The sequence below is a fragment of the Streptomyces sp. 4N509B genome (assembly GCF_052245655.1).
GTDB lineage: Bacteria > Actinomycetota > Actinomycetes > Streptomycetales > Streptomycetaceae > Streptomyces.
In genome coordinates, this window is record NZ_JBQQBZ010000037.1 from 18720 (window position 1) to 42646 (window position 23927).

19 protein-coding genes are annotated in these 23927 nt (G+C 71.9%); 7 read left to right on the forward strand and 12 right to left on the reverse strand.

Going from position 1 to position 23927, the window contains the following annotated elements:
• The first annotated feature begins 80 nt into the window (after window positions 1-80).
• Complete coding sequence (locus ACTWP5_RS26330; protein WP_443223618.1) at window positions 81-1208, forward strand: helix-turn-helix domain-containing protein; 1128 nt, start codon at window positions 81-83, stop codon at window positions 1206-1208.
• A gap of 14 nt (window positions 1209-1222) precedes the next feature.
• Here the strand turns inward: ACTWP5_RS26330 and ACTWP5_RS26335 are convergent, their stop codons facing one another.
• The 6 genes from ACTWP5_RS26335 to ACTWP5_RS26360 form a co-directional block, all read right to left on the reverse strand.
• On the reverse strand, window positions 1223-1759 hold the full coding sequence (locus tag ACTWP5_RS26335; protein WP_443223619.1) for a hypothetical protein: 537 nt from the start codon (window positions 1757-1759) through the stop codon (window positions 1223-1225).
• Between the two features lie 143 nt (window positions 1760-1902).
• Window positions 1903-4605 carry a caspase family protein gene (locus tag ACTWP5_RS26340; protein ID WP_443223620.1) on the reverse strand — a complete coding sequence of 901 codons (2703 nt, stop codon included), beginning with the start codon at window positions 4603-4605 and terminating at the stop codon, window positions 1903-1905.
• Window positions 4592-5026: an effector-associated constant component EACC1 gene (locus tag ACTWP5_RS26345; protein ID WP_443223621.1), complete on the reverse strand. Its 435-nt coding sequence runs from the start codon at window positions 5024-5026 to the stop codon at window positions 4592-4594. The genes ACTWP5_RS26340 and ACTWP5_RS26345 overlap by 14 nt, the downstream gene beginning before the upstream one ends.
• Window positions 5027-5159: 133 nt before the next feature.
• A complete protein-coding gene (locus tag ACTWP5_RS26350; RefSeq protein WP_443223622.1) occupies window positions 5160-5363 on the reverse strand; it encodes a DUF397 domain-containing protein in 204 nt (67 codons plus the stop codon).
• A gap of 20 nt (window positions 5364-5383) precedes the next feature.
• Window positions 5384-5593, reverse strand: a complete 210-nt coding sequence (locus ACTWP5_RS26355; protein ID WP_443223623.1) for a DUF397 domain-containing protein — start codon at window positions 5591-5593, stop codon at window positions 5384-5386.
• Window positions 5594-5595: 2 nt separating this feature from the next.
• Window positions 5596-6465 (reverse strand): helix-turn-helix domain-containing protein, encoded by an 870-nt coding sequence (locus tag ACTWP5_RS26360; protein WP_443223624.1) that lies wholly within the window; start codon window positions 6463-6465, stop codon window positions 5596-5598.
• Window positions 6466-6684: 219 nt separating this feature from the next.
• Between ACTWP5_RS26360 and ACTWP5_RS26365 the strand changes: the two genes are divergently transcribed.
• The 3 genes from ACTWP5_RS26365 to ACTWP5_RS26375 are packed head-to-tail and all read left to right on the forward strand — an operon-like array spanning window position 6685 to window position 10727.
• Window positions 6685-7119, forward strand: a complete 435-nt coding sequence (locus ACTWP5_RS26365; RefSeq protein WP_443223625.1) for an ATP-binding protein — start codon at window positions 6685-6687, stop codon at window positions 7117-7119.
• A 12-nt stretch (window positions 7120-7131) separates the two neighbouring features.
• Window positions 7132-9387 carry an AAA family ATPase gene (locus ACTWP5_RS26370; protein ID WP_443223626.1) on the forward strand — a complete coding sequence of 752 codons (2256 nt, stop codon included), beginning with the start codon at window positions 7132-7134 and terminating at the stop codon, window positions 9385-9387.
• Complete coding sequence (locus ACTWP5_RS26375; protein WP_443223627.1) at window positions 9384-10727, forward strand: 5-methylcytosine restriction system specificity protein McrC; 1344 nt, start codon at window positions 9384-9386, stop codon at window positions 10725-10727. The genes ACTWP5_RS26370 and ACTWP5_RS26375 overlap by 4 nt, the downstream gene beginning before the upstream one ends.
• A 6-nt stretch (window positions 10728-10733) precedes the next feature.
• Here the strand turns inward: ACTWP5_RS26375 and ACTWP5_RS26380 are convergent, their stop codons facing one another.
• Window positions 10734-11168, reverse strand: coding sequence for a YybH family protein (locus ACTWP5_RS26380; protein ID WP_443223628.1), 435 nt, complete (start codon window positions 11166-11168; stop codon window positions 10734-10736).
• Between the two features lie 246 nt (window positions 11169-11414).
• Here ACTWP5_RS26380 and ACTWP5_RS26385 point away from each other — a divergent pair, with 246 nt between their 5' ends.
• Window positions 11415-12191, forward strand: a complete 777-nt coding sequence (locus ACTWP5_RS26385) for an SDR family NAD(P)-dependent oxidoreductase (RefSeq protein ID WP_443223629.1) — start codon at window positions 11415-11417, stop codon at window positions 12189-12191.
• A 31-nt stretch (window positions 12192-12222) separates the two neighbouring features.
• Here the strand turns inward: ACTWP5_RS26385 and ACTWP5_RS26390 are convergent, their stop codons facing one another.
• The gene (locus ACTWP5_RS26390; protein ID WP_443223630.1) at window positions 12223-15126 is read right to left on the reverse strand and encodes an AfsR/SARP family transcriptional regulator; all 2904 of its coding nucleotides are present in this window, start codon (window positions 15124-15126) and stop codon (window positions 12223-12225) included.
• A 285-nt stretch (window positions 15127-15411) separates the two neighbouring features.
• Here ACTWP5_RS26390 and ACTWP5_RS26395 point away from each other — a divergent pair, with 285 nt between their 5' ends.
• Complete coding sequence (locus ACTWP5_RS26395; protein WP_443223631.1) at window positions 15412-15969, forward strand: sigma-70 family RNA polymerase sigma factor; 558 nt, start codon at window positions 15412-15414, stop codon at window positions 15967-15969.
• A 271-nt stretch (window positions 15970-16240) separates the two neighbouring features.
• Here ACTWP5_RS26395 and ACTWP5_RS26400 read toward each other — a convergent pair whose 3' ends face one another.
• The gene (locus ACTWP5_RS26400; protein ID WP_443223632.1) at window positions 16241-16945 is read right to left on the reverse strand and encodes a hypothetical protein; all 705 of its coding nucleotides are present in this window, start codon (window positions 16943-16945) and stop codon (window positions 16241-16243) included.
• 166 nt (window positions 16946-17111) lie between these two features.
• On the opposite strand from ACTWP5_RS26400, the gene ACTWP5_RS26405 reads away from it, so the two are divergent.
• The gene (locus ACTWP5_RS26405) at window positions 17112-17405 is read left to right on the forward strand and encodes an anti-sigma factor family protein (protein WP_443223633.1); all 294 of its coding nucleotides are present in this window, start codon (window positions 17112-17114) and stop codon (window positions 17403-17405) included.
• A gap of 30 nt (window positions 17406-17435) precedes the next feature.
• On the opposite strand, the gene ACTWP5_RS26410 is transcribed toward ACTWP5_RS26405, so the two are convergent.
• From ACTWP5_RS26410 to ACTWP5_RS26420, 3 genes are all read right to left on the reverse strand, one after another.
• Window positions 17436-17873 carry a hypothetical protein gene (locus tag ACTWP5_RS26410; protein WP_443223634.1) on the reverse strand — a complete coding sequence of 146 codons (438 nt, stop codon included), beginning with the start codon at window positions 17871-17873 and terminating at the stop codon, window positions 17436-17438.
• A gap of 53 nt (window positions 17874-17926) precedes the next feature.
• Window positions 17927-22999: an RHS repeat-associated core domain-containing protein gene (locus ACTWP5_RS26415; RefSeq protein ID WP_443223635.1), complete on the reverse strand. Its 5073-nt coding sequence runs from the start codon at window positions 22997-22999 to the stop codon at window positions 17927-17929.
• A gap of 367 nt (window positions 23000-23366) precedes the next feature.
• On the reverse strand, window positions 23367-23819 hold the full coding sequence (locus ACTWP5_RS26420) for a hypothetical protein (RefSeq protein ID WP_443223636.1): 453 nt from the start codon (window positions 23817-23819) through the stop codon (window positions 23367-23369).
• Window positions 23820-23927 lie beyond the last annotated feature (108 nt).

Sequence of the window (23927 nt, forward strand, 5' to 3'; positions counted from 1 at the left end):
CCGCCAGGCACGCGCGCGGCGATTGTTGCGGCCGTCGACGGGGGCTGCGCAACAACGGGGGAGTCGTCGATGATCACTCCATGGTGACCGAAACGGTGTTCCGGGCCAGCGAGGTGCCCGCGGGCAGACGTCCCGCCGCCTGGCGCGAACTGATGGAGACCCTCATCTGCCGCATGGACACGGGCGTCGACACCGGCGTCGACACGGAGGCCGGCGGCACCTCCGCCGACGACCTCCCCGCCCAGCTGCGGATGCTGGAGTTCGGCGCCGTCCGCGTGTGGTCCATGATCGCCCCGGCGATGTGGTCGCGCCGCACCCAGGCGCACATCAGGGAGTCCGACCCCGGCCTGTGTCACCTGCTGATGCCGCTGCGCGGCACGGCGCGGGTCAGGCACGCCGGACACGAGGCGCACCACGGCCCCTACGACATGCACCTGCTCGACACCTCGCTGCCCTGGGAACGGACGTGCGGTTCGATGACGGCCGTCGGGCTCGTCGTCCCCCGGAAGCTGCTGCCGCTGCCGGCGGACCGGCTCCGCCCCCTGCTCGCCCGCCGCATACCCGGCCGGACGGGGCCGGGCGCGCTGCTGTCGGGCCTCGTCACGCGCCTGACGCGGGACCGGACCCACTACGGCCCCAGCGAGGTCACCGGCCTCGAACAGGCCGTCGTTCACCTGCTGGCCACCACCCTGTCGCACCACCTCGCCTCGTCGGACGGCGCCTCGGACGCCGCACCCGACGCCTCCCGCCCCTCCTCCACCGCCCCGCCCGCCCCGTCGCGCGGCGGCACCCTGCTGCCGCCGATACGGGCCTACGTGCTCCAGCGCCTCGACGACCCGGACCTGACGCCCCGCGCCATCGCCGCCGCGCACTACATCTCCGTCAGCTACCTGCACCACCTCTTCCAGGCCGAGGGCACGACCCTCGCCGGCTGGATCCGCGCCCAGCGCCTCGAACGGGCCCGCCGCGACCTGAGCGACCCGGCCCTGTCCGCGACCCCGGTCCGCGCCATCGCCATCGGCCGCGGCTTCCTCCACCACTCCTCGTTCACCCGCGCGTTCCAGACGACGTACGGCGTCACGCCCCGCGAGTACCGCCGCCAGGCGCTGCGGGCGCGTGTGCATGAAGGGTGTGGCCACGAGGGGTGCGGCCACGAGGGGCGTGCTCGCGAGGAGCTGGGGCGGTCGGCCTACGCGTCGTCCCCGTGAGGGGGTCTGACGGATCAGCGCAGCGACATGCCTTTCTCCGCGAGCGTGTCGGCGAGGATGCCTACGGCCTTTGGTCCGACGCCGTGCAGCGCCAGGAGGTCGGCCCTGGAGCGAGTCGCGACCTGATCGAGCGTGACCAGCCCGGCAATGGCCAACGCGCGTGTCGCGGCCTTGCCGATGCTTGCCGGCAGATCGCTTCCCGGTCTGGTGGGTGACTCCACGATGGCGGTCAACGTCGCGGCCAACCGCGCTGGCGCGTGGTGTTGCCACGCGGTCATCACAAGGGACCACAGGTGTTGGCCGTCGACGTCGGCCAATGGCGCCTGGAACCCGACCGGCCGTCCCGCATGGACCAGTCGTTCGGCGTTCGGACAGGCCGCCACAGCGTCCTCGGCCTCCGCGTCGGGCAGCCTCAACCGCACTGTTCCGTCCTTCGTGACTGAGACAAACTCCTTGCCTCGCACGGAATAGACCACCACTCCGTCCGTGGTGTTCTCTTCGACCTCCTGGAAGGTCAGCGCCGTCTTGCGCAGTTGGGCCCGTGTCGTCATTCCACGATGCTAGCCAGAACCACTGACGACAACCGGAGTGAGATCGTTGAGGCGGCCACCGATCACGCCCGTGTGCCCATCCGCTCGTCTGCCCGCCGTCTGCCGGTCTGGGCGACCACCGCCGGCCGCGACGGGCCGGGTGGTCAACGGTCCGCGGCCCAGGCGTGTGAGACCGCGACCAGGGCATGCGCCCGACAGCCGGCGTCGGTGATGGTCTCGGCAATGCGCTGGGCGTGCTCCGGGTCGGCGGGGGCGAGCGCCTTCACCAGGTGCAACAGGATCCACGTTCTCCGCTCGTCGTCGGTGAGGCGTTCCGCGGTCCGTTGGGCCCTTTCCGCGTGGGACGGGCGGTGCCTGACGATCTCGACGTGGAGCATCATGATCCTCGTCAGGTCGCGGTCCTTCCGCTCCGCGTCGGCCGCTGACTTACGGACGAAGCGTTCGGCTTCCCGCGCGTAGCTCGCCGCTCGCTCGGGGTCCGTCCCGACCACGCTCGTTCCGGCCGCCGCCAGCGCTTGGGCGATGGCGGACAGGGGCCACATCGCGTCCTGGGGCGGAAGCCCGAGGACGACGCGTTCGGACTCCCGGACGAAGGCGTCCACCCGGTCGGGACGGGTGCCCGCGACCTCCTGCCCCGCCCTGGCCAGTCCCTCCGCGACCGCCGTCAGACCGCGCGTCCTCTCCGACTCGGGGAGGCGGCGGGCGAGGGATTCGGCCTCCCTGGTCAGCTCCTCGGCCCACTCCGGGTTTGTTCCCGCCAGGTGGCCACCGGCCTGCGCCAGCACGACCACGACATCGCGCGACGTCCAGTCCTTCATCAGGCCGGCGTCGCTCTGCGAGCTGACGATGTCCCATGCCTCGTGGGCGAGTTCCACCGCGTGCTCGGCGTCGGCGGAGGCGATCTCCTTTCCCACGCCGACCAGCGCCCGCGCGACGAAGTCCCCGAGCTTGCGCCGCCGCCCCTCGGTGATGTGGGGGGCGATGCCCTGTGCCTGGCGGACGAGGTCGACCGCTCGCCGGGGGTCCGTGCGGGACAGGTGCCACGCGACATCGGTCAGCGCCATGGCCACGTGCTCCAGCCTGTCGTCACGCGCGTAGTCGGGGGCGGGGAGGCTGTCGATGGTCCGCTGTACCCGTGCCAACAGGTCGATGACACGATCAGGGCTGGTCCTGGCCGCCCATCCCACGTCGAAGCGCAGTGCGTACGTGAGCTCACCCAGCGCCCTCCCCTTGTGGGGCCGGACCTGCTGGACGGTCTCCTCGGCTTCCTCCAGCAGTTCCAACGCCTGGTGGTAGTGCTTGTGCTCGACCAGGTCCTTCGCGATCCCCACCAGCTTCTCCACTCGCTGCTCCTGGTGGGGGATGGTTCTGGCCTCGTTGGCCCGGACCTCGTCCCGCGACGAGCGGCGGGAGGCCTCGTCGAGCTCTCTGCTGCGCTTAGCGGCGTTCCACAGGTTCTCGGCCTCGTCCTCCATGCGCCGACGCCATTCCGGTGTGTCGTCGAACACGCCGCAGTAGGACAGCCTGAGGAGAAGGCTCGACTTCTCGTAGGAGACGGGCAGGCTGTGAACGACTTCCTCCGCCTCCTCCACGAGCCAGATCGCTCGGTCGCGGTGCGTGGCGGACAGCGCGTCAGCCAGCTTCGCCAGAGCTGTCACCTTCGTCTGGGGATCCGCCAGAGCCTGGATCGTCGTCTCGGCCTCGTCCAGGAGCTGCCGCGAGCGTGGCGGGTCGAGGGCGACCAGGCCGGTGGCTGTCCTGGCAAGGAGGAGCGCGCGTTTGGTGGCGTCGGTGGTGTCGCGACCGGCAGCGACGACTTCGTCGGCAAGGCCCCTGGCCTTGTCCGGGTCGACCGTGGCCGTCGCGCTCGCGACCTCGGCCAGCAGCGACATCCTGCCGTAGGCGTCCGCGACCTCGCGGGCGGCGCGTTCGGCGGCGGCCAGGGCCGCGAGGTGGGCGGCGGACGTGCCAGGGCCCGGCTCGGGCCCGGGACCCGGATCCGGGTTCTGGTCCGGACCCGGGCCCGGGTCGGAGGTGGTGGCGCGGTTGAGGAAGTGGATGTGGCGGGTGGCGTTGTTCTGCGCGAAGTGCTGTGGCTCCGGGCTGCCTCGGCTGCGCATGCGGTCGCGGACGCGCAGCCAGGCTCCCTCCAGGCTGATCAACGACCCGGCTCCGGTGATGCCGGCCTCCAGCGTGGTGATCAGCTCGCCCGTGAACTCGGGAAAGGTCGCACCGGGCCGCACGAAGGACCGGCTCTCCGCTGGTGCGGAGGTCAGGACGCAGTCCCCGTAGCGGTCCTCGGCGCCGTTCGCGCGGGCGCCGTTCGGGTCGTTGCCGTTCGCGTCGGCGCGTTCGTCGAGCGCGTGGGCCAACTCGTCGCGGCTGGGGGCCGTGGTGGGGGACATGCCGCCCGCGATACCGCTGTAGCAGCAGTCCAGCACGGTCACGCGGTGCCTGGCGCGGTGGCCGCTCTGGCGGATCAGGTCGCGGAGTTGCACGTACGGCAGGGTGCCGAGCTGGGGGTAGTCCGGATCGGCGTCGGTGAGGGCGAGGTAGAGGTGTCCGGCGGGGTCGCGCAGGCCGTGCCCGGCGAAGTACACCAGCAGCGTGTCCTCCGTGGCCACGGCGGCGTCCCTGACGGCTGTCAGGATGCGTGCGCCCGAGGCGTCGGCACCCAGGACCGTGACGTGGTCCTGTGGCAGCCCCCAGACCGAGGGGTTACGCAGCAGGCCCGCCAGGCGGTCCGCGCCGGCCGCTGTCGCGGGCATCGTGGCGAGGTCGTCGTGGGCGTAGTCGCCGATCCCGACCACCACCGCCCGGCTCGTGCGCGGATCAGGAACCGCCACCGGCACCCTCCCCGTCGGGGGCCGACGTGGTTCCCAGGAGGCGGGCGAGCCGGGCGGCGTCCTCCGGGCCGCCCTCCTCGACCACGATCCGGACGCCGTTGTACTCAATCACCATTCGGGCTGCCGGCCGCTGGCGGGGCGGGAGGGACGCGCGGAAGTTCAGGTGGGAGTAGATCAGGTTGGCGGCCGAGAACCCCGTGCTCAGGGTGAGACCGATCCACCCCAGGAGGTCTCCCGACATCGCGCCGTCCGGCGCGGGCGACCGCTCGCGGGTCAACGTCACGTGCCGGCCGACGTTCCGGTCCCTGGCCAGCCACTCGGCGAAGCGCCCGGTCAACTCCGCGCCGCTGGCGCCGGCGCCAGCGGCGTCGCCGGCCGTGCTCTGGTCGGCCGATCCGTCGTCCCCGATGCGTATCCGCATACTCCCCCTCCCCAAGGGTCCCCGGCAGGCGGCCTCGTCAGAGGCTGCCTGCACTGGGTGATCCGTATGGACCATCCGCGACCGTACTGGCGTCGGACACCTTCGCCAAGGGGGAGAGGCGGGGGCCGCCCCTTCAGAGGGCGTTGGTGCGTATCGCGGTGAGGAACGCGTCCCAGGCGGCGGGGGAGTGGTGCGTGGTGCCGCCGCGCGGGCGCTTGCTGTCGCGGACGGCTCGCCCGCCGTCGGCGGTGTGGGCGACGGCGACGCACTCGTTTCCGCTGCCTCCGGCGGAGTATGAGGAGGTGGTGAACACCGAGGTGAACTGCGGGCGGTCCATCGTTTCAGCGCGTCTCCATCTCAGTGCAGCCCGAGCGCGTCAGCGCGAATGGCGTCGAGGAACGTCGCCCATGCGGTGCGGGAGTGGAAGGCGGTGCCGCCGTTGGGTCGCTTCGTGTCGCGGACGGCTCGCCCGCCGTCGGCGGTGTGGGCGACGGCAACGCAGTCGTTGAGCTGCCCACCGGAGTAGCTGGACTTGGCGAAGGCGGAGGTGATCTGCGGGTGGTCCATGGCTACGACGCTTCCTTGTTGATCTGGTGTGCGGTCTTCTCGATGAAGTCCATTGTGTCGCGCGGTGGCAACGCGGACGAGCGCAGCGAGTCGAAGGCGTGGGCGTAGTTCGCGACCTCACTGGGGTCCTCGATCATCGCCGTGTTCGAGAATGTGTCCGTCGAGACGACCTCTGGCGCGTGGTCGTGGCCGAACGAGAACGCGGTGAACGGAGGGGCCACTCTGGCAGCCGCCCACTCGGTCAGCGGCAGTACCTGGATCGTGGTGGACGGATGCTCGGCGATGCGACGCAGATGGAGCAACTGGTCGTAGTGAACGCGGGGGTCTGTCATGAGTGAGGTGATCGCCGGCTCCCAGATGACAGCGGCGAACCGTATGCCGCTCTCCTCCACAGCCCGGCGCCGCTCCTGCCGCACTTTCACACCCTCCTCGGCGATCTCGTTCGGAAGGGCTGCCGGGTTGGCCCGCATGAGCGCTCGGGTGTAGTCAGCGGTCTGAAGGAGGCCCGGAATAAGAGCGAGTTGCCATGAGCGGATGAACGTGGCGTCCGCCTCCATCGAGATGAAGTCGCCGATTTGCGTCATGGCGTTCGTCTCGTAGTCCAGCCACCAGCCGCGCTTTCTGCTGTCGCGCGCCAACTTCTCCAGCCAACGGCGACGCTCTGGGTCCTGCTCCCCGTAGAGGTCGAGGAGGATCCGCACGTCGCCCACGCGTGCCTTGACGGCGCCCGACTCGATGCGGCTGATCTTGGCCACCGAGCAGTCCACGGCCTCGGCAGCGCTCTCCTGGTCGTATCCGGCGGTCGTCCTGAGTCGCCGGAGCATCGAGCCCAGGCGGCGGGCGCGGGCGGAGGGGTGGCGGTCTGTCGACACGTGAGTCTCCCTGTATGCACTGCGAGTTCGGCCAGCTACGCGCCGTCGGCAAGACTGTACTTCGTCGACGATTCGAAAGTCACATCGAACGGATCGTTTCTCCAAATCGCAAGACTTGCAGAACTGTCGAGCGGGTCAGTAGCGTGTGATTCCCACCGAGCGTGCGCGCTCTGACGCACCGCGTGAGCTGCCCGTGCTGCCTCACCATCGGGAGGCCCCATGCACTCCGTCCCAAGCCACCGCCTCCGCCTGCCCGTTCGGGACACCTCCGCCTCCGCCGCGCGGCGCTGTGTCCGCGAGGTGCTCGACGCCTGGCGGCTGCCGTACCTCGCCGACGACGCGTCGTTGATCGTCAGCGAGCTGGTGACCAACGTCGTCCAGCACACCCCGTTCGGCATCGCCGAGTTCGTCGAGCTGACCCTCGAACGCCACGACGCCACCCTGCTGATCGCGGTCGCCGACTCCTGGCCGTGGGAGATCCCTGTGGCCGACGCGCCCGACCCGCACGCGCAGAACGGGCGGGGGCTGCTGCTCGTCGACGCCTTAGCCCGCAGCTGGGGTGTCGAGGCCCACCATGGCAGGAAGACGGTCTGGGCGCGGCTCGGACTCACCACGGCGTGCACGAACGGCCCTGGTAGTAACCCGAGTTCGTGAATGATGATCCCCATGGATCGTGAGACCGAGGTGGAGGAGTGGGTCGGGCTGTTCGACCGGGCCGCTCTCGGGGAGACCGTCGAACGCGCGCAGGCGGAACGGGCGCTGGTCAGGGAGAGGTTCCCGCTCCACGGGTGGGGGGACCTGCCACTGGAGCGGTACGCGCTTGGCATGGGCGACGGGAAGGGCGACGGACGCGCGTCGAGGTTCTGCTGGCTCATGGAGTACGGCACCGACGCGCTCGGCAGCATCCGGGGCGGCAGCGCGGCCAAGCACATCATGTACCGGGCCCGGAGCGGGGCGTGGCACCTGCCGAGACCGTTGCGCTCGCTCGATCACGTGCGTGCCTGGGCGCGCGTGCGAACAGACTTCACGGTGGCGTTCGACGCCGTCCAGGAAGGGGCCTTCCCCTACCTCGACGAGTTGGAGACGCTGACCTATGGGCAGGCGCTCGTCACCAAGACGCTCGCGACGTACTTCCCCGACGAGTTCCTCCCCGTCTACGCCGCCGACCACGTGCGGCACTTCATCGAGGTCCTCGGGGGCCCCACCTACCGCACCTACGGCGGCGTCCGCACATGGCAGGCGAACCGGCAGCTCTTCCAGCTCGTCCGTGAGCGGGCCGCGTTCCGGGGGTGGCACCCGCAGGAGGTGGTGCACTTCCTCTACGAGTGCTTCGACCCGCGTCCCCGCGCCCGCACCGTGTGGAAGATCGCCCCAGGACCGCGCGCCGCCCTGTGGGACGAGTGTCGTGCGGAGGGCACCATCCGCGTGGGGTGGGACGAGGTCGGGGACCTCGGCCACTACGAGAGCGACACCGAGCTGAAGGCGACGCTGGACGCCCACCGGCCGGAGTCTGCCGGAGGGACGCTGCGGCTCGCCCGGCAGCTGCTGGCGTTCCGCGACCTTGAGGACGGCGACCTGATCGTCGCCAACCGGGGCACCACGGAGGTGCTCGCGCTCGGCCGGGTCACCCGCGGCTACGCCTTCGACGAAGCCCGCCGCAAGTACCGGCACACCGTCGGCGTCGACTGGGACGAGTCCTACGCCCAGACCCTCCCCGTGCCCGAGAACGGCTGGCGTCAGACGTTCGGGAGGGTGTCGGAGTCGCTGCTGCGCCGCATCCGCGAGCGGCGAGGCAGCCGTTTGGTGGTCGCCACCAGTGCCGCCGCCACACCCGAACCGGTGGCCGTTCGGCTGCCCGCCGCCGTGCGGGAGGCCATGGACCTGCTCGACAGCAAGGGGCAGATCATCCTCCACGGCCCGCCCGGCACCGGGAAGACGCGGCTGGCGCTCAGCGTCGCGCTCGCGATGACCGGCCGTGCGGCGGCGATCGAGGCGCCGGCCGCCCAGCGCGCGGCGGCCGTGGCGGCGTTGCTCGACGGCAACGGCAGCGGCAACGGCAGCGGCAACAGCAACGGCAATGCCAACGGCGTGCCGACCGTCACGATGGTGACGTTCCACCCCTCCTACGGCTACGAGGACTTCGTCGAGGGCTTCAAGCCCGTCACGGCGGCCGGCGCCACCGGGCTCACCCTCGACCTGCGCCCGGGGCTCTTCCTCCGGATCTGCGAGGCCGCCGAGAAGGAACCCGACCGCACGTTCCTGCTGATCATCGACGAGATCAACCGGGGCGACGTGGCGCGCGTCCTCGGCGAGCTCGTCACGCTCCTCGAAGCCGACAAGCGGGGCATGCCGATCCGGCTCCCCGTCAGCGGCAGGCAACTCGCCGTCCCCGCCAACGTCCGGCTGATCGGCACCATGAACACCGCCGACCGCAGCATCGGCCACCTCGACGCGGCGGTCAGGCGCCGTTTCGCGTTCGTCGAGGTGCCGCCGGACGCCGACGCCGTCAGCGGCTCCGTCGGGCCGCTGGACCTGGGCGCGTTCCTCCAGACGCTCAACGCCCGCCTCGTCGCCGCGTTCGACCAGGACCACCGCATCGGCCACGCCTGCCTCCTGCGGGAGGACCAGCCGCTCGGCACCGACGAGGAGTTCGCCGCCGTCTTCTACCACGAGCTCGTTCCGCAGATCGAGGACTACGCCGCCGGCCACCCGGCGCCGCTGCGCGCCGTGCTGGGCGATCTCGCCGAGCCGGTGACGGGGCGCGTGGCCCGCATGAGCGCGGGCGACCTGGTCAGGAAGCTGGCCGACGAGTTCGTCGAGGGAGTCGAGGGAGTCGAGGGGATCGAGGCGGTCGAGGCGGTCGAGGGGGTCGACGGAACGGACGACCTCGTGGACTCGGACGAGACGGCGCCCGTCGAGTGAGGGCCACGACGACGGCGATCGACACGTTGCGGGTCGACGAGCACCGCTCCCTCACCCTGCCGCACGCCACGCTGAACGACGCCGACGTGCGGGTGCTCCAGCACCTGCGGGAGCAGAAGGTGATCGGGCTGGACCGGACGCCCTCCGGCTGGCGGGTGAGGGCCAAGGCGGCGGTCGGCGTCGTCGTGCTCTCCCGGACCCGGCTCGTCCTCCACCCCAAGCTGGAGATCGACGGCGAGCAGCTCGTCACGTGGCTCTGCTACGCGGAGGGCGTCAGCGCGCCTCGCCACCAGGACCTCCCCAGACGCTGGCGCCTCGGCGACGCGGGCCACGCCGAGGTCGCGCTCGCCGGGCTGCTGGCCACCTGCCGGGCACTCCTGCGGCAGGGGCTGCGCCGCGACTACGCCCCGGCCCGGCGGGAGGAGCAGGTGCTGCGCGGCCGGCTCGACGTGCGGGCGCAGGCCACCCGCCGCTTCGGCGCCGTCGACCGGCTGCACGTCACGACGTTCGAGCGGGACGAGCGGACCTGGGAGAACCTGCTGTGCGGCGCCGCCCTGGCGAAGGCTGCCGACCACGCGGAGACCCTTCTGCGGGTCGCCACGCAGCCCGCCGACCGGAAGCGCGTCGCCGAGTTGGCGCGCGAGCTGGGCGCGACGGCGAAGCGCTTCCCGCGGCCCGCCGGGGCCGCCGCGCTCGCCGCCCTGCTGGCCCAGGACCACCGTCGCCGCTACAACCGGCTGACCCACCGCTACCGCGCCGCCCACACCTGGGCCCGCCTGGTCCTGCGCGGCGGCGGCGTCACCGACCTGCTGACCGAACGCGGCCTCCGCGCCGACAGCATGACAGTCAACATGAACGTCCTGTGGGAGGCCGTGGTCCGGAAGATGGCAGGCGACGCCGCGGCGGCGTTCGGCGGCGAGCCCGTACGGCGGGACGACGATCCCGGCATCACCACGAGCGGCGATCTGCGAAGGAGCCGGGGGGAGGCGGACCCGGCGTTCATCCCCGACGTGCTGGTGCGCCTGCCGGGCGACCCGCCCCGCTTCCTGCCGATCGACGCCAAGTACAAGTCCTACGCCGGCAGGCGGGTGGAGGCCGACGACCGGCACCAGCTCCTCACCTACATCGCCGGGTACTCCCCGCCCGACGCCCCGCTGGCGGCCGTCGTCTACCCCTCGCCCGAGGGTGAGCGCCGACGGACGCTGACCGTCACCGGGCCACGCGGGCAGCTCCTGGGCGTCATCGAGGTGCTGGGCCTCGACACCGGCCTGCCGCCCGAGCGGGCCGCCGAGCCGCTGCGCCAGGTCGTCGCGGGCTTCGCGGCGGCCACGCGGGCGTGAGGCGCGTCAGTCGCCGGCCGCGCGCGTGTCGGCGAACGAGTGGTGCTCGTGGGTGACGACCCAGCGGCCGTCCGCGTCCTTCCGCAGGCCGAGGGTGAGGCGCAGCCGGGACTCCGGGTGCTCGGCGAGCTCCTGCGGCGTGCCGCAGCGCAGCAGCGCGTGGGCGAAGGCGACGTCCGTCCCGGCGGTGACCTCCAGCGACACGATGTCGAACTCCGCGCCCTGCGCCTGCCACTCGAAGAACGGCGGCCACGTCGCGCGGTAGGCGTCGATGCCCCGCACGCCGTCGTGCGGCGGGGGCACGTCGAACATGACGATGTCGTCGGCGTGGTCGGCCAGAACGGCCGGGAGGTCGCCACGGTGGACGGCCATGGCCCACTCCAGGATCAGGGCGCGGATGCGCTGCTCGTCGTCCTCGGGCGGCGGGGTGGGTGCTGTCATGGGCTGCTCCTCGTACGGTGTCGCCGGTGCGGTGCCTGCCGCCATGGTGCGGCGTTCGGTGGGGACTTTCCATCGCCGTGGAACTCATCGGCGTGGCGTGCCGGGGACGACGGTCGGAGACGGTCGGGAACGGTCGGACGGCCGCGCCCGGCCGGCCGTGCCCGGCGGCGGCGAACGAGGCGGCGGCGAACGAGGCGGCCGATTCCCGCCAGCGTCCCGTGGGGGATCCGGGCGAGGCTGGCGGGCATGAACGAGTTCCCAGGATTCGAAGGCTCCACACCGCTCGACGGCCGGGTCGCGCTGGTCACCGGCGGGACCCGGGGCATCGGGGCGGCGGTGGTGCGTGCCCTGGCCGCCCGTGGTGCCGACGTCGTCTTCACCTACGAGCGCAGCGAGGAGCGCGCCACACGGCTCGTGGAGGAGACCAAGGAGGCGGCCGGCCGGCGGGCCCTCGCCGTCAGGGCCGACTCCGCCGACGAGGCGGCGGTCACCGGGGCGGTCGAGCAGGCGGTCGCCGCCTTCGGCCGGCTCGACATCCTCGTCAACAACGCGGGCGTCTTCCCCACCGCTCCCGTCGAGGAGCTGACGACGCCGGAGATCGACCGCGCCCTCGCCGTCAACGTGCGGGCGCCGCTGGTGGCCGCCCGCGCCGCCGCCCCCCACCTGCCGTCGGACGGCGGCGGCCGGATCATCAGCATCGGCAGCCTGGTGGCCGACCGCGTCCTCTTCCCCGGGTACAGCCTGTACGCGATGACGAAGTCGGCGCTGGTCGGTATGACCCGGGGGCTGGCCCGGGAGCTCGGCCCGCGCGGCGTCAGCGTCACCGTCGTCCAGCCCGGCCCGACCGACACCGACGCCAACCCGGCCGACGGGCCGTACGCCGACACCATCCGGTCGTTCACGGCCCTCGGCCGCTTCGGGAGGCCGGACGAGATCGCGGCGACCGTCGCCCACCTGGCGGGCGCCGGCGGCGCGTTCGTCACGGGCACGACGATCACGGTGGACGGCGGCTTCAACGCCTGAGCGGCCCCTGCCACGAGCCGAACGACACGGCCTAGCGCAGCCCGTTCAGCTTCTCCCGCACCAGGCGGCTCTCGGGGTGGTCGATCTTCTCCAGGAGCCGAAGGGCCTCCCCCCAGGCCGCGGCGGCGCCCGCGGCGTCGCCGCGCGCCTGGTGGGTGTCGCCGATGTGGTGCAGCGTGTCGGCCTCCAGGTACGAGTCGCTGATCGCGCGGTAGATGGCCAGGGCCTGCCCGTAGCAGTCGAGCGCCTCGTCGTACTCGCCGAGGTGGTGGTGGGCGTAGCCCAGGCTGTCCCAGGTGGCGGCCTCGCCGTTGCGGTTCTCCATCCGCTGGTGGAGGGCGAGCGAGGCGCGGCATTCGACGAGCGCCCGGTGGTGGTCGCCGATCAGGATGTACGTCCAGCCGATCTCGTTGAGGACGCCGGCCTGGCCGTCCACGTAGGCGGTCGCGCGGTAGTCCTCCAGGGCGCGGCCGTAGTGGTCGAGGGCGTCGTCGTGGTGGTTGAGGGTGTTGGCGCGGAAGGCGAGCAGGCGGCGGGTGCGGCCCTGGCTGTTGCGGTCGCCGAGCTCGGTGAAGATCTCCAGGGCGCGCGTCAGGTACAGGCCGGCGTCCTCGTGGTTGCCCAGCCGGACGTGGGCGAAGCCGAGCGCGCGGCGGCTGAACGCCTCGCCCAGCCGGTCCCCGGAGCGCTGCGCCGCCTCCAGCGCGTGCCGCTGTATGACCAGCTGCTCCTGCCAGCGTCCCTTCCGGTCCAGGAAGAGGTCGACGGTGGACGCGATCTGCCAGGCGTGGCGGGGGAAGCCCGTGGCGGCGGCCTGTTCGACGGCGGACCGCAGCACCGACAGCGTGGCGCCGAACCACAGGGCGGCGCTGGGCGGGTCGGGGAAGGTCCCCGGCGAGGCGCCGGGCGCGGGTGGTGGGAGCGGGAGCCGCTCCGAGCGCGCCGGGATGAGGAGGCCGGCGGCGGCCTGCGCGGTGCGGAGGTAGTGGTCGAAGACGCGGTGGCGGGCGGCCTGCGTGTCCGCCGGGTCGTGCTCCTCGGCGACCTCGACGGCGTAGGAACGCAGCAGGTCGTGGAAGGTGTACCGGCCGGGCGACTGCTCGTTGAGCAGGTGCGCGCGGGTGAGCTCGGCCAGCAGCGCGCGGGCGCGGCGGGGCGGCAGGCCGCCGAGGCTCGCCGCAGCCGGGGCCGTCACGTCGCCGCCCGGGTGCACGGCCAGCAGCCGGAAGAGCCGGGCCGCGTCGGGGCCGAGGGCCTGGTAGGACCAGGAGAAGACGCTGCGCGCGTCCGTCGCCGGGTCGCCGTCGCTGAAGTCGCTCAGCGCGTCGAGCCCGCCCTGGTCCTCGCGGAGCTCGGCCGCCAGCGCGGCCAGCGGCCACGCCGGGTTGGCGGCGGCGCGGGCGGCGACGACGGCCAGGGCCAGCGGCAGGTGGCCGCAGTGGATGATGATCTCGTCCACCGCCTCCGGCTCGGCCGCGACCCGCGCGCCGCCGACGCGGCCCGCCAGCACCTCGCGGGCCTCCTCCGTCGTCAGCAGACCGAGCGTCAACGGGCGGGCGCCGTCGGCGGCGAGCAGGCCCTGGAGCCGGTCGCGGCTGGTGACGATGACCAGGCAGCCGGGGGCGCCGGGCAGCAGGGGGCGGACCTGCTCGGCGTCGCGGGCGTTGTCCAGCACGACGAGGACGCGGCGGCCCGCGAGCAGGCTGCGGTAGAGCGCGGCCTGGCCCTCGCCGCTGGAGGGGACGTGGCGCGGGTTGACGCCGAGGGCGTCGAGGAAGCCGCGCAACGCCTCGGACGGCGCGACGACCTGGCCGGTGGGGTCGAAGCCGCGCAGGTTGACGTAGAGCTGGCCGTCGGGGAAGCGGTGCGCTATCTGGTGGGCCCAGTGGATCGCCAGGGTCGTCTTGCCGATGCCGGCCATGCCGCCGATGGCCGTGATGACGACGGGCGCGGGGCCGGCGAGGTCGTCGGTGGGCAGGAAGGTGTCGGCGGTGGACAGCTCGGTGTGGCGCCCGCCGAAGCTCGCGAGGTCGGCCGGGAGCTGGGCGGGGCGAATCCGGTCGCCGGCGGGGCGCGGCTCCTCGGCGGGAGGCAGGCGTGGCGGAGCCTCCACGGCCGTCGTGACGGCCGAGCCGTCGGCCACGCCGTCAGCCTCGCCCTCGGGTGGCACGGGCGCGGGGTCGGTGACGGTGACGGTGAGGGAGCTGGTGGCGGCGGTGTCGGTGGCGGCCGGGCCGGCGCCGGCCGCGGCGGGGACGGCCGTCGCGGGCACCGTCGACCCGGTGCCCGAACCGGCGCCGGCCCCGGCGGTGACCGGGGGAGTGACGGTCTGGCGCAGGACCGCCTGCTGCGCCGCGCGCAGCTCCGCGCCCGGATCGATGCCGAGCTGCTCGGCGAGGCGGCCCCGCACCGACTGGAACACGTCGAGCGCCTCGGCCTGACGGCCCGTCGCGGCCAGCACCCGTATCAACCGGGCCTGAAGCGCCTCGTCGAGCGGATGGCGGGTGGCGGCCCGGCGCAGCGCGCCGAGCACCCGCTCGGGCGCGGGCGAGCGGAGCGCGACGTCGGCCGCCTCCGTGACCGCGGCGAGCAGCTCGCGGTCCACCGAGGCGAAGACGGGGTGGGCGCGGATCTCCTCGGGAATGCCCGTGGCCGTGTCGCCCTGCCACAGCGACAGCGCCTCGACCAGCAGCGCGGCGGCCTCGTGCGGCGCCCCCGTGGCGGCGGCCGACCGGGCCCGCTCGGCCAGGCGGCGGAAACGCAGCAGGTCCACCGCGTCCTCCCCGGCGTCCAGCCGGTACCCGCCCGAGCCGCGCACCAGCTGCCCGGTGTCCACCAGCCGGCGCACCGCGCCCACATGCCGGTGAATGACGTTGACCGCGCTGTGCGGGGGGTCGCGCTGCCACAGAACGTCTACGATCTCACTCAGACTCACCGGCCGTCCCGCGCGCACCAGGAGCAGGGCGAGAAGGGCCCGCCGCTTCGGCGGCCCCAGGTGTATCTCGACGTCGTCCCGCCACGCTCTGACCGGGCCTAACACAGCGAATCGCACAAACACGGAGTGTAACCGACGAGGGCCCCTCGCGGCGATCGGGCCAGGCGTCAGTTTTTCGGCACTTCTTCGGCACTTTCTCGGAACCAGGTCTTTTCTACGTTCATTCGGAACGCGGACTCAGCGTCGACCCGCGCGAACCGTTCCGCACGACGAGGGACCGAGAGCATGAAGACCAGTGTCTTAGCAGCGGACCCCACGACCGAGCAGCGTCCGGAGGAGTTCCTCCGCGCCCTGTACGAACGGCACGGCTCAGTCGTCCTCCGCTTCGCGGCACGGCTGCTGGGAGGTGACTGGCACCGCGCCGAGGACGTCCTCCAGGAGGCCGCGATACGGGCCTGGCAGCACGCGAGCGAGCTCGACCCGACCGCGGAGGGGGTACGGCCCTGGCTCTTCACCGTCGTGCGCCACCTCGTCATCGACGGCCACCGCGCCCAGCAGGCGCGTCCGCCGGAGGCGGCGGAGCTGGACGCGACGCGGCTGCCCCTGGCCGACGGCGCCGACGGCATCGAGCAGGCGCTCACGGCGCAGCTCGTGGTGGAGGCGATGGGCGACCTCCAGCCCTTCCAGCGGGAGGTGCTGCTGCACGTGTACTACCTGGGCCGCACCGTCAGCCAGACCGCCGAGGTGCTGGGCGTGCCCCCCGGCACCGTGAAGTCCCGCACGTACTACGCGGCGCGGGCGCTGCGCGAGGCGCTGCGCAACCGTGGCGTGCTGTCGGGCTGAGGCCGTGTCAGAACCGAGGCCCACAACGGCGTCAGCACGAGCACCAGAACGAACTCCAGAGCGACCTTCGGCACGACCTTCGGCACGACCTTCGAAGCGGTCTCCGTCACGATCGCTGGCACGAACTCCGTCACGAACTCCGTCACGAACTCCGTCACGAACTCCGTCACGAATACCGGCGTGGGAGCCGGCGCCACCGCCATCCGGGTCCGGGCCCGCGTCCGGGCCCGGATTCCCGTGCGGCTCGGCGCCCGCGCCAGAGCCACCTGCGTCAGAGCTGGCCGCGGCCGACCGGGTCGACGGTGAAGGACTCGCCACGGTCCGACAGCTCCCCGGTCATCAGGTCGAACGCGGGTGCCGGCTCCGGCTCTCCGTCGGTCCACGCGATGCCCGCCTGGGTCCCGTCGGGCAGCACGACCAGGCTGTACCCCACGTCCTCGCGGCCGATCTCGCCGCCCGCCCGGTACACCCCTGCCGGCGCCTCGGCCAACGGCAGGGTGAACCCGATCTGCCAGTCCCCCTGTGCCGCGATCCCCGTCACCTCGCCGCCCGCGACGCTCGCGTCGAGGAAGGCGCCGTCGGCGCCCGTCAGCGCCAGGGTGTCACCCGCGGGGGCGCCGTTCAGCCAGGCCTCGCGCCGCGCGCCGTCACCGGCGTAGGCGACCACCTCGTCTCCCCAGACGATGATCACGACCGCGAACGCCCCGTCGTCGCTGATGCCGACGTAGCGGGCCTGTTCGCCCGGGCGCGGCTCGCTGATCCGGTCGGCGGCGTCCAGCTCCGGCACGTCCTCCGGTCCGGCCGGCGCGGCGTCGTCCGTCGGCGGGGACTCGGCGGCCTCGTCCTCGCCGACGGCGCCGGTCGTCTCGCCCCCCGCGTCGCCGTCGGAGCCGTCGTCGGGCACGGTGGCGAGCACGATCGCCAGGGCGGTGGTCAGAGCGAGGATCGCGGTGATCAGCGGCCACCTGAGGTTCATGGGTCTCTCCAGGATTCCGGGGCGGTACGGTCGGGCCGTGCGCCGCGGTCAACGGACGCCGCCCCCGGGCGGTTCACTCACGCCCCCACACGGTTGACGCTCCGTTGTGAACCATCGGAGCCCGAGCGTCGTCACGGCGGAGACGGCCAGCGACTGGAGAGAGACGGTGGACTGTGAACAGGTACGCATCGGGCTCGCGGCCTACGCGTTCGGAGGGCTGGACGCCCACGACTGGCGGGTCGTTACGGCGCACCTTGGCGAATGCGCCGCCTGCCGCGCCGAGCACGCGAGCTACGCCGACCTGATGGAGCTGATGGCCGCGGTCCACGCGTGGGAGGCGGAGCCCGACGCGCCGGGCGGCCCGCCCGCCCCCGACCAGGCGATCCGCGCCGAACGCCAACGACGCCACCCTCGGCGTGGGTCGGCCGCCGGTCCCGAGAAGGGCGTCCCGGAGGAGTAGCGCCATGTCCTCCGGGCCGTCCGCCCGTCGCTAGCTCGTCACCGGCCTGATCCGGACCGAGCTGTGGTACGTCCCGTTCAGCGAGCTGTAGTAGGAGGGGCCCTTCGCGGTCGTGACCAGGACGCCGATCGCCTTGGCGTGCACGGGGTCCTTGGAGTGGTAGACCTCGAACCTGAGCTGGGGGGTCCTGCCCTTCTTCACCTCGGGGCTGCTGGCCTTCTCGTAGCTCCAGTCCTGGGTGATCGAGGCGTTCCTCAGCGGGATCTCCGACTCGTCGACGTAGTCGATGAGCGACGTCTTGTCGTTCAGCGTGGTCGCGTCGACCTCGATGGGGTTGCCGTTGTCGTCGGTCGGCTGGATGCTGATCACCACGCCGATCCTTCCCTTGGCGTCGGCTTCGGTCTCACACTGCTGCTCGCCGGTCTCCAGTACCACCGAGAGCTTCGATACGGACGTCCAGTCCGCCATGTCCTGTCTCCTTCGTCTGCGCGGGATGGCGCGGTTCTCACCAGCCGGGTGCTTCAGATGTCATCGATGTTGATGTCGCTGTCGACGGACGGTGCCCTCCTCCACTGCGGCAGGTTGAGGCACTGCCTGACGTACGCGTTGCGGGCGCTGTAGCAGGGCGCCACGATGGTGTCGACGTCGTCCAGGAGGAGTTCCTTGAGCTTCTTCGGCCCCACCGTCGCCAGGTTCCGGTACTCCATGGACGTGAGCTTGGCGACGCGAGGTCCTCGCGAACCGTTGAGCTGTTTCGCGACGACGCGGGCGGCCTCGCGCGACCCCAGGTACAGCTGGCGGTCCGGTCTTCCCCAGGTGCCGTCCTCGGTGCCGTGAAGGCCGCTCAGGATTCTGAGCCGGGTCTTGTTCTTCATCGCGTCCCGGATGATCGGTTGGATGTCCTCCGCGGTGGCCACCTCGTTGGTCAGCCACACCCTCTTGCCCTGGGGGGTGACGGTGGGCGTGAACCTGTTGGTGGGGTTGAACCCGGTCGAGGTGGCCGCGTCGTCCCCGGCCTTCAGCTTCAGCAGCGCCGTTCGTTCGGCGTCCCTGGCGACCTTCGAGCCGCGGCCGGCCATGCGGTAGATCTTCTGCGGCCACTCCACGGCCTTCCTGACGAGGCCGGGCACACCGGTGGCGCGCGAGATGTATCCGAGGATCGACGACGCCTGCGGTGACACCTCCTCCAGTGCGGCGCTGGCGATCCCGGTGACGTCGGAGACCGCGCCGACGGCGCCGAGCACCAGGCTCGTCGTCGAGGCCGCGCTGATCGCCGCCATCACGCCGCCCGCCGCCACGATCGACTGGCCGGCGGTGAACGCGGCGAACGCCAGGCTCGCGACCCCGATGCCGATGCCCACCCACGCCTGCCAGCTCAGGTGCCCCGACGGGTCGGTCCGGTTGACGGGGTCGCCCAGGCAGTACACGTACGGGTTGATCCCGCCGCCGCCGAACGGGCTCAGGCTGTCGGGGGTGGTGAACCGCATCGTCACGGGGTCGTAGGCGCGGTACCCGTTGCCGAGGTGCAGCCAGCCGAGGACGGGGTCGGTCCGTTGACCGTCGAAGCCGAGGACGTCGTCCGTCGCGCTGACGGGGCGGTGGCCGTAGGCGGTGTACGCGTGCTCCGTGTGCTGAGCGCCCGTCGCCGACACCAGCACGGTGCGCTTGCCGTCCGTCCCGAGCAGCCGGGTCTCGGCCTGGGCGCCGTCGCGGTGTTGGGCCACGCAGGCCGCGTCGAGCTGGAGCAGGCGCGTGTGCCGCTCGCCGTCGGTCACCGTCGCGAGCCGGTCGCCGTGGTAGGAAAGCACGCTTGTGGAGGCGTCCGTCTCCTGGGTCAGCAGCCGGTCCAGCGGGTCGTATCCGTAGCCGCTGGCGGGTCCGGTCCCGCTGGCCGGCCCGGCGGACTTCAGGCGGCCCAGGGGGTCGTAGGAGAGGGTGTGCCCGGCGCCGTCGGCGATGAGCTGGCCGGCGGAGTCGTAGTGCAGGCCGGAGACGAGCCGGCCGGCGGAGTCGTAGCGCAGCTCGGTCCTGGCCGGGTACAGGCAGTGGGTGTGCTCGACGCTCGTGAGTTGGCACGGGTCGTCCGCGTTCTCGAACCGGTAGGTCGCGGTGTCGGTGCCGGGGGTGAGGTCGGCCGTGCAGGACGGGTCGTTGCCCTCGCCGGAGACGAAGTCGGTCGTGCAGGACGTGACGTTGCCGTAGCCGTCGTGGGTGAACGTCTGCCGGGTGAGGGTGTTGCCGTACGCGTCCCGCGGCGGCCTGGTCCCCTCGCAGCTGTAGGCGGTGAGCTCGTTGCGGGCGCCGTAGGTGAAGGTCTCCTTCCGCAGGGTCGTGTCGCCCTGCTTCAGCGTTCGGCCGCTCAGCAGGTCGTTCTTCTGCCAGGTCTGGGTGAGCGTCCACGACGTGCCCTGGCTGTGGGTGATCGTGCGCTGCGTCTCGCGCCCGAAGTCGTCCAGGGTCAGGGTCGTGGTGAGCGTGTGGCCCGAGGAGTCCTTGGCCGTCCATGTGGTGAGGCGGTCGGCGCTGTCGTAGCCCAACGACGCCTGCATGTCCTGGTCCGCGACCGTGGAGACCCGGCCGTGGTCGTCGAAGGTGGTCGTCTGGACGACGTCGTCCACGCCCGTGTAGCTCTGTTCGAGGCCGCCCACCGTGTAGCTCGTGCGCGTGGTGTCCTCGGGGTGGCCGGTTGGCTGGGTGGTGTCCTTCCGCGGGCGGCCCGACGGGAAGTAGTCGCGCGCGACCCTGGCGCCGCTTCCCGGGGCGGAGGTGTCGCTCTCGTCGGCTTTCCTCAGCAGGCCGGAGGCCGGTTCGTGCTCGAACCGCTGGGTGAGGGTGCCCGCCTGGAGCCGCGCGAGGGCGTTGTCGAGCTGGGGGACGTACTGGTAGGTGCGGGGGACGCCGTCGGGTGTCGTGGCCGACGACGGGAACGGGTCGCCGGTGGCGGCGTAGTCGTAGGACCAGGCCCGCCCGCCCGAGGTGGTGGCCTTCAGGCGGCCCAGGCCGTCGAAGGTCTGCGTGCCGTAGCGCTTCCCGCCGACGGCGATCTCCGTGACCAGCTCGTCGTCCGGGGAGAACGGCGCGTAGCCGCGGGTGACGCTCGTGCCGTCCGGCAGCGTGGTCCTGACGACGCGGCCGCGCGGGTCGTAGGCGTACTCCGTCGTGTTCCCCAGCTCGTCGGTCTCGCTGCGCAGCCGGCCCCAGCCGTCGCGCTTCGACGTTCGCTGGCTCACGGACGCGCCGCCGCGGTCGCGGCGCTCGACGCTCACCACCTCGCCCCGCAGGGTGTGGGTCGTCACCTCGGTGCCGCTGACCGGGGCGCCGCCGCCCAGCAGTTGGCTCGTGGTCGTCCGCGTGACCGGATCGGCGCGGGTGACGTGGGCCGCCCCGTCGTCGAAGCGGGTGGTCTCCAGCTCGCCCCAGTCGTCGTAGGAGAAGCTCCGGGTCAGCTGGGTCTTCTTCCCGCCGCGGACCTGGTCGAGGGCGGTGATCGCCGAGGCCCGGCCCTGGTCGTCGTAGCGCAGGGTCTGCACCGTGTACCAGGTGCCCTGGCCGTCGTCGTCGATGTCCTTCTGCTCGCGCAGGATCGGGCGGCCGGCGCCGTCGAGGGTCTCGCGGAGCTGGTTGCCCCGCTCGTCGGTGGAGGTGACGACGAACGGCGCGGTGCTGCCGCCCATGGCGTAGGTGTGGGTCTCCTTCGCCTCGTGGGGGGTGCCCGGGTTGACGGTGCGGACGAGGGAGCGGCCCAGGCCGTCGTACGTCAGGGTCGTCCTGTTGGCCTGGGGGTCGGTGGTGGACCACAGGCGGCCGGTGAACCGGGAGCGCTTCTGGGAGCGGGTCGTCGTGAGGCCGTCGTGGGTCGCCAGCGTGTGGGCCTGGTCGAGGGCCTCGCCCTCCGTCGAGAAGGTGAAGGTGTGGGTCGTGGCGTACGACGTGCCGTTCTCGCCGTTCGGGTACTCGGTCTCGACGAAGCCGGTGACGCGGCCGAACTCCGTGCCGGGTGAGGTGGAGGTGGAGTAGGTGAACGTCTCGCGCCTGAGGAGGGCCTTCCCGGCGTACTGCCGCTCCTCGGACTTCAGCACCGCGGTGCTCACCCGCGCGTCCGGGGTGGTGTGCCCCTCGTAGCGGTAGCTCGTCCGGTAGACGGGGGCGTCGTCGAAGCCGGTGCCCGGCGCGGGGGTGCGGGTGACGCTCCTCAGGAGGCGGACGAACCCGTTGGGCTCGGGTGGGCAGTCGGAGCCGCTGCCCTCGGCCGGGTAGTAGGCCCACTCGGTGAGCCTGCCGTCGGGGTCGAGTTGGGTGAGCGGGTTGCCCGCCTCGTCGAAGGTGGTCTCCGTGACCTCGCTGCGGGAGGCGTCCCCGCTCCCGGAGCCCGGGGGGCGGGTCCAGGTGACGGTGCGCTTCCTCGGGAGCTGGAACTGTGGCCGCTGCTGTGCGAAGGGCTGGCCGACCACCGCGTAGTAGTCGGTCTGGACGTGGTGGGAGCAGGCGTTCTGCTGCGTGGTCTCGGTCGTCTGGAGGTGCAGGTGGTTGTAGTGGCGGAGGGTGCGCGTGGTCTGGGTGCCCTGCGCGCCCTCGGAGGTGACCACGCGGCAGTCCCGCGTCTCCGTGGAGCCGTAGGAGTACCCGGTCAGGATGTCGTAGAGGTCGTCCTTGTCGGTGTCCCAGGACTCGTTGGAGTGGCCGCCGAGGAAGTTCGTGTCGGTGTAGCCGTACGACGCCGCGATGACCGGCTGTTCGCCGCCCGAGACCTGGACGAGGCGGTGGACGTAGGGGAGGGGGGACAACCCGGCGAGCTGCGGGAACTGGTGCCCGTTGTGGGTGTGGTGCGCCGTCTCCGACATCCCGCCCGGCATGCTCGTGCCGGTGATCCAGACGCCCCACTCCTCGTGCTCGCCCATCGGTGTGTGGGTGAAGTCCCACACCAGCGGCTCGTTCTGACCGAGCCCGAAGTGGTGCACGCTCCCGAGCAGGCCGTTGCGCAGGCGCAGGTCGACGTCGTAGCGCTCGGAGCAGTCGGGCAGGACGTGCAGGGTGACCTTGGAGGTGCCGTGGTACTCGGCCGTCAGCAGTCTGTCGGTCTCGTCCCTGATCTCCTTCAGGCGGGGGAGGGGGCCGGTGAAGTCCCAGCTCAGGGAGACGCGGCGGCCGGCGGGGGTCAGCAGCGCGGTCGGCACCTTGAGGCTGAACGCGTTCCGGGGGCCCGTCAGGATCTCCACGGTGCCGGACTTGTGGTGAATCCGGTAGGAGTCCTCGTCCTTGGTGATGCGCACCGTGTCGAGCTTGTTCTGGAGGAGGACGACTTTCGTCGCGGTCTCCTGGACCAGGTACTGCCCGCCGGTGGACAGGGTCAGCAGGCGGTTCTCGGTGTCGTAGGTGGTCACGCCCAGCGAGACGCCCTGCCCGAATCCCGTGTCCGTCCTGGTGAGCGGAGAGTAGCTCAACTCCAGGGGAACGGAGGGACCGAGGTTCCGGTTTCCGACGAGGTGGCCGAGGGTGATCTGGAGGTTGAAGAGCCCGGTCCGTGGATCGACGCCGCCGGAGACCGCGCTGCCGAAGTTGGTGGCGTTCGTGTACACCTGCGAGATCGCACTCATGCCAGAACCCTCTTGGTGGCGTCTGTCGTGGGACGGCCGATGCTAGCCAGGCCGTTGTGTTCGGAGTGCCGAATTCATGAGGCGGCCACTCGTTTGGTGGAGTTCTTGGCTCCATAGCATCAGTCGTTGATCCGGGGATCACGGACGATTTCCGGACCCGGGGCGCGTGGTGCGTCGACGCCCGGATTCTCCGATGCATCGTTTCGCCTGTTCGTGAACGACCGGAAATCGGGGTGGCGGGGATCGCCGATTCGTTTCTTCGGTAGATGAAGGGAAAAGTGGTGAACGGCCTGATCCCTCGGGTCACCCCGGGAGTCAGGCCGTTCGGAGCCCGGCGAGGACCGACGTCGGCGGTGAGGCTCGCGGGCTACTTGATCTCGTTCACCGAGATGATCGTGAGCGTGGTGCTCCCGTCCTCCTCGGTGAAGGTGTACTCACCCTTGCCGGCCCAGTCCTTCGTGCCGTACCCGATCTCGTCGTCCCCGATGTTGTCGTCCTCGTCGACGTCGGCGGAGATGGTCTTGACCTTCGAGATGTCGAGCGGGGCCGTGGTGACGGGCCCGTAGGTGCTGAGGGTGTCGGCCCCCGACTCGGTCTGCTCCCACAGGTTGACGTGGCCGCCGTCCTTGTAGTCGAGGCGGACGTACCCGTAGGGCTCGGGGCCGGAGCCGGCGTCGCCTGGCTGGCTGAAGTCGATCTTGTAGGTGACCGAGTACAGGGTGACGGCGGGCAGCTGGGCCGTCGCCGGGCTCACCGTTCCCGCGCAGGCGATCATCGCGAGTGCGGCGACCGCCGCGCAACGGGAGAAAGCACTCTTCATATCGACCCTCCTGGTCGAATAGGAGAAGGACAGTCTTCTGCCTTCCCATGCCCCCTTCTCCCAATCGCTTTCTTCGTCATCCGTTGGGGTGAATGGTTCGACAAAAGG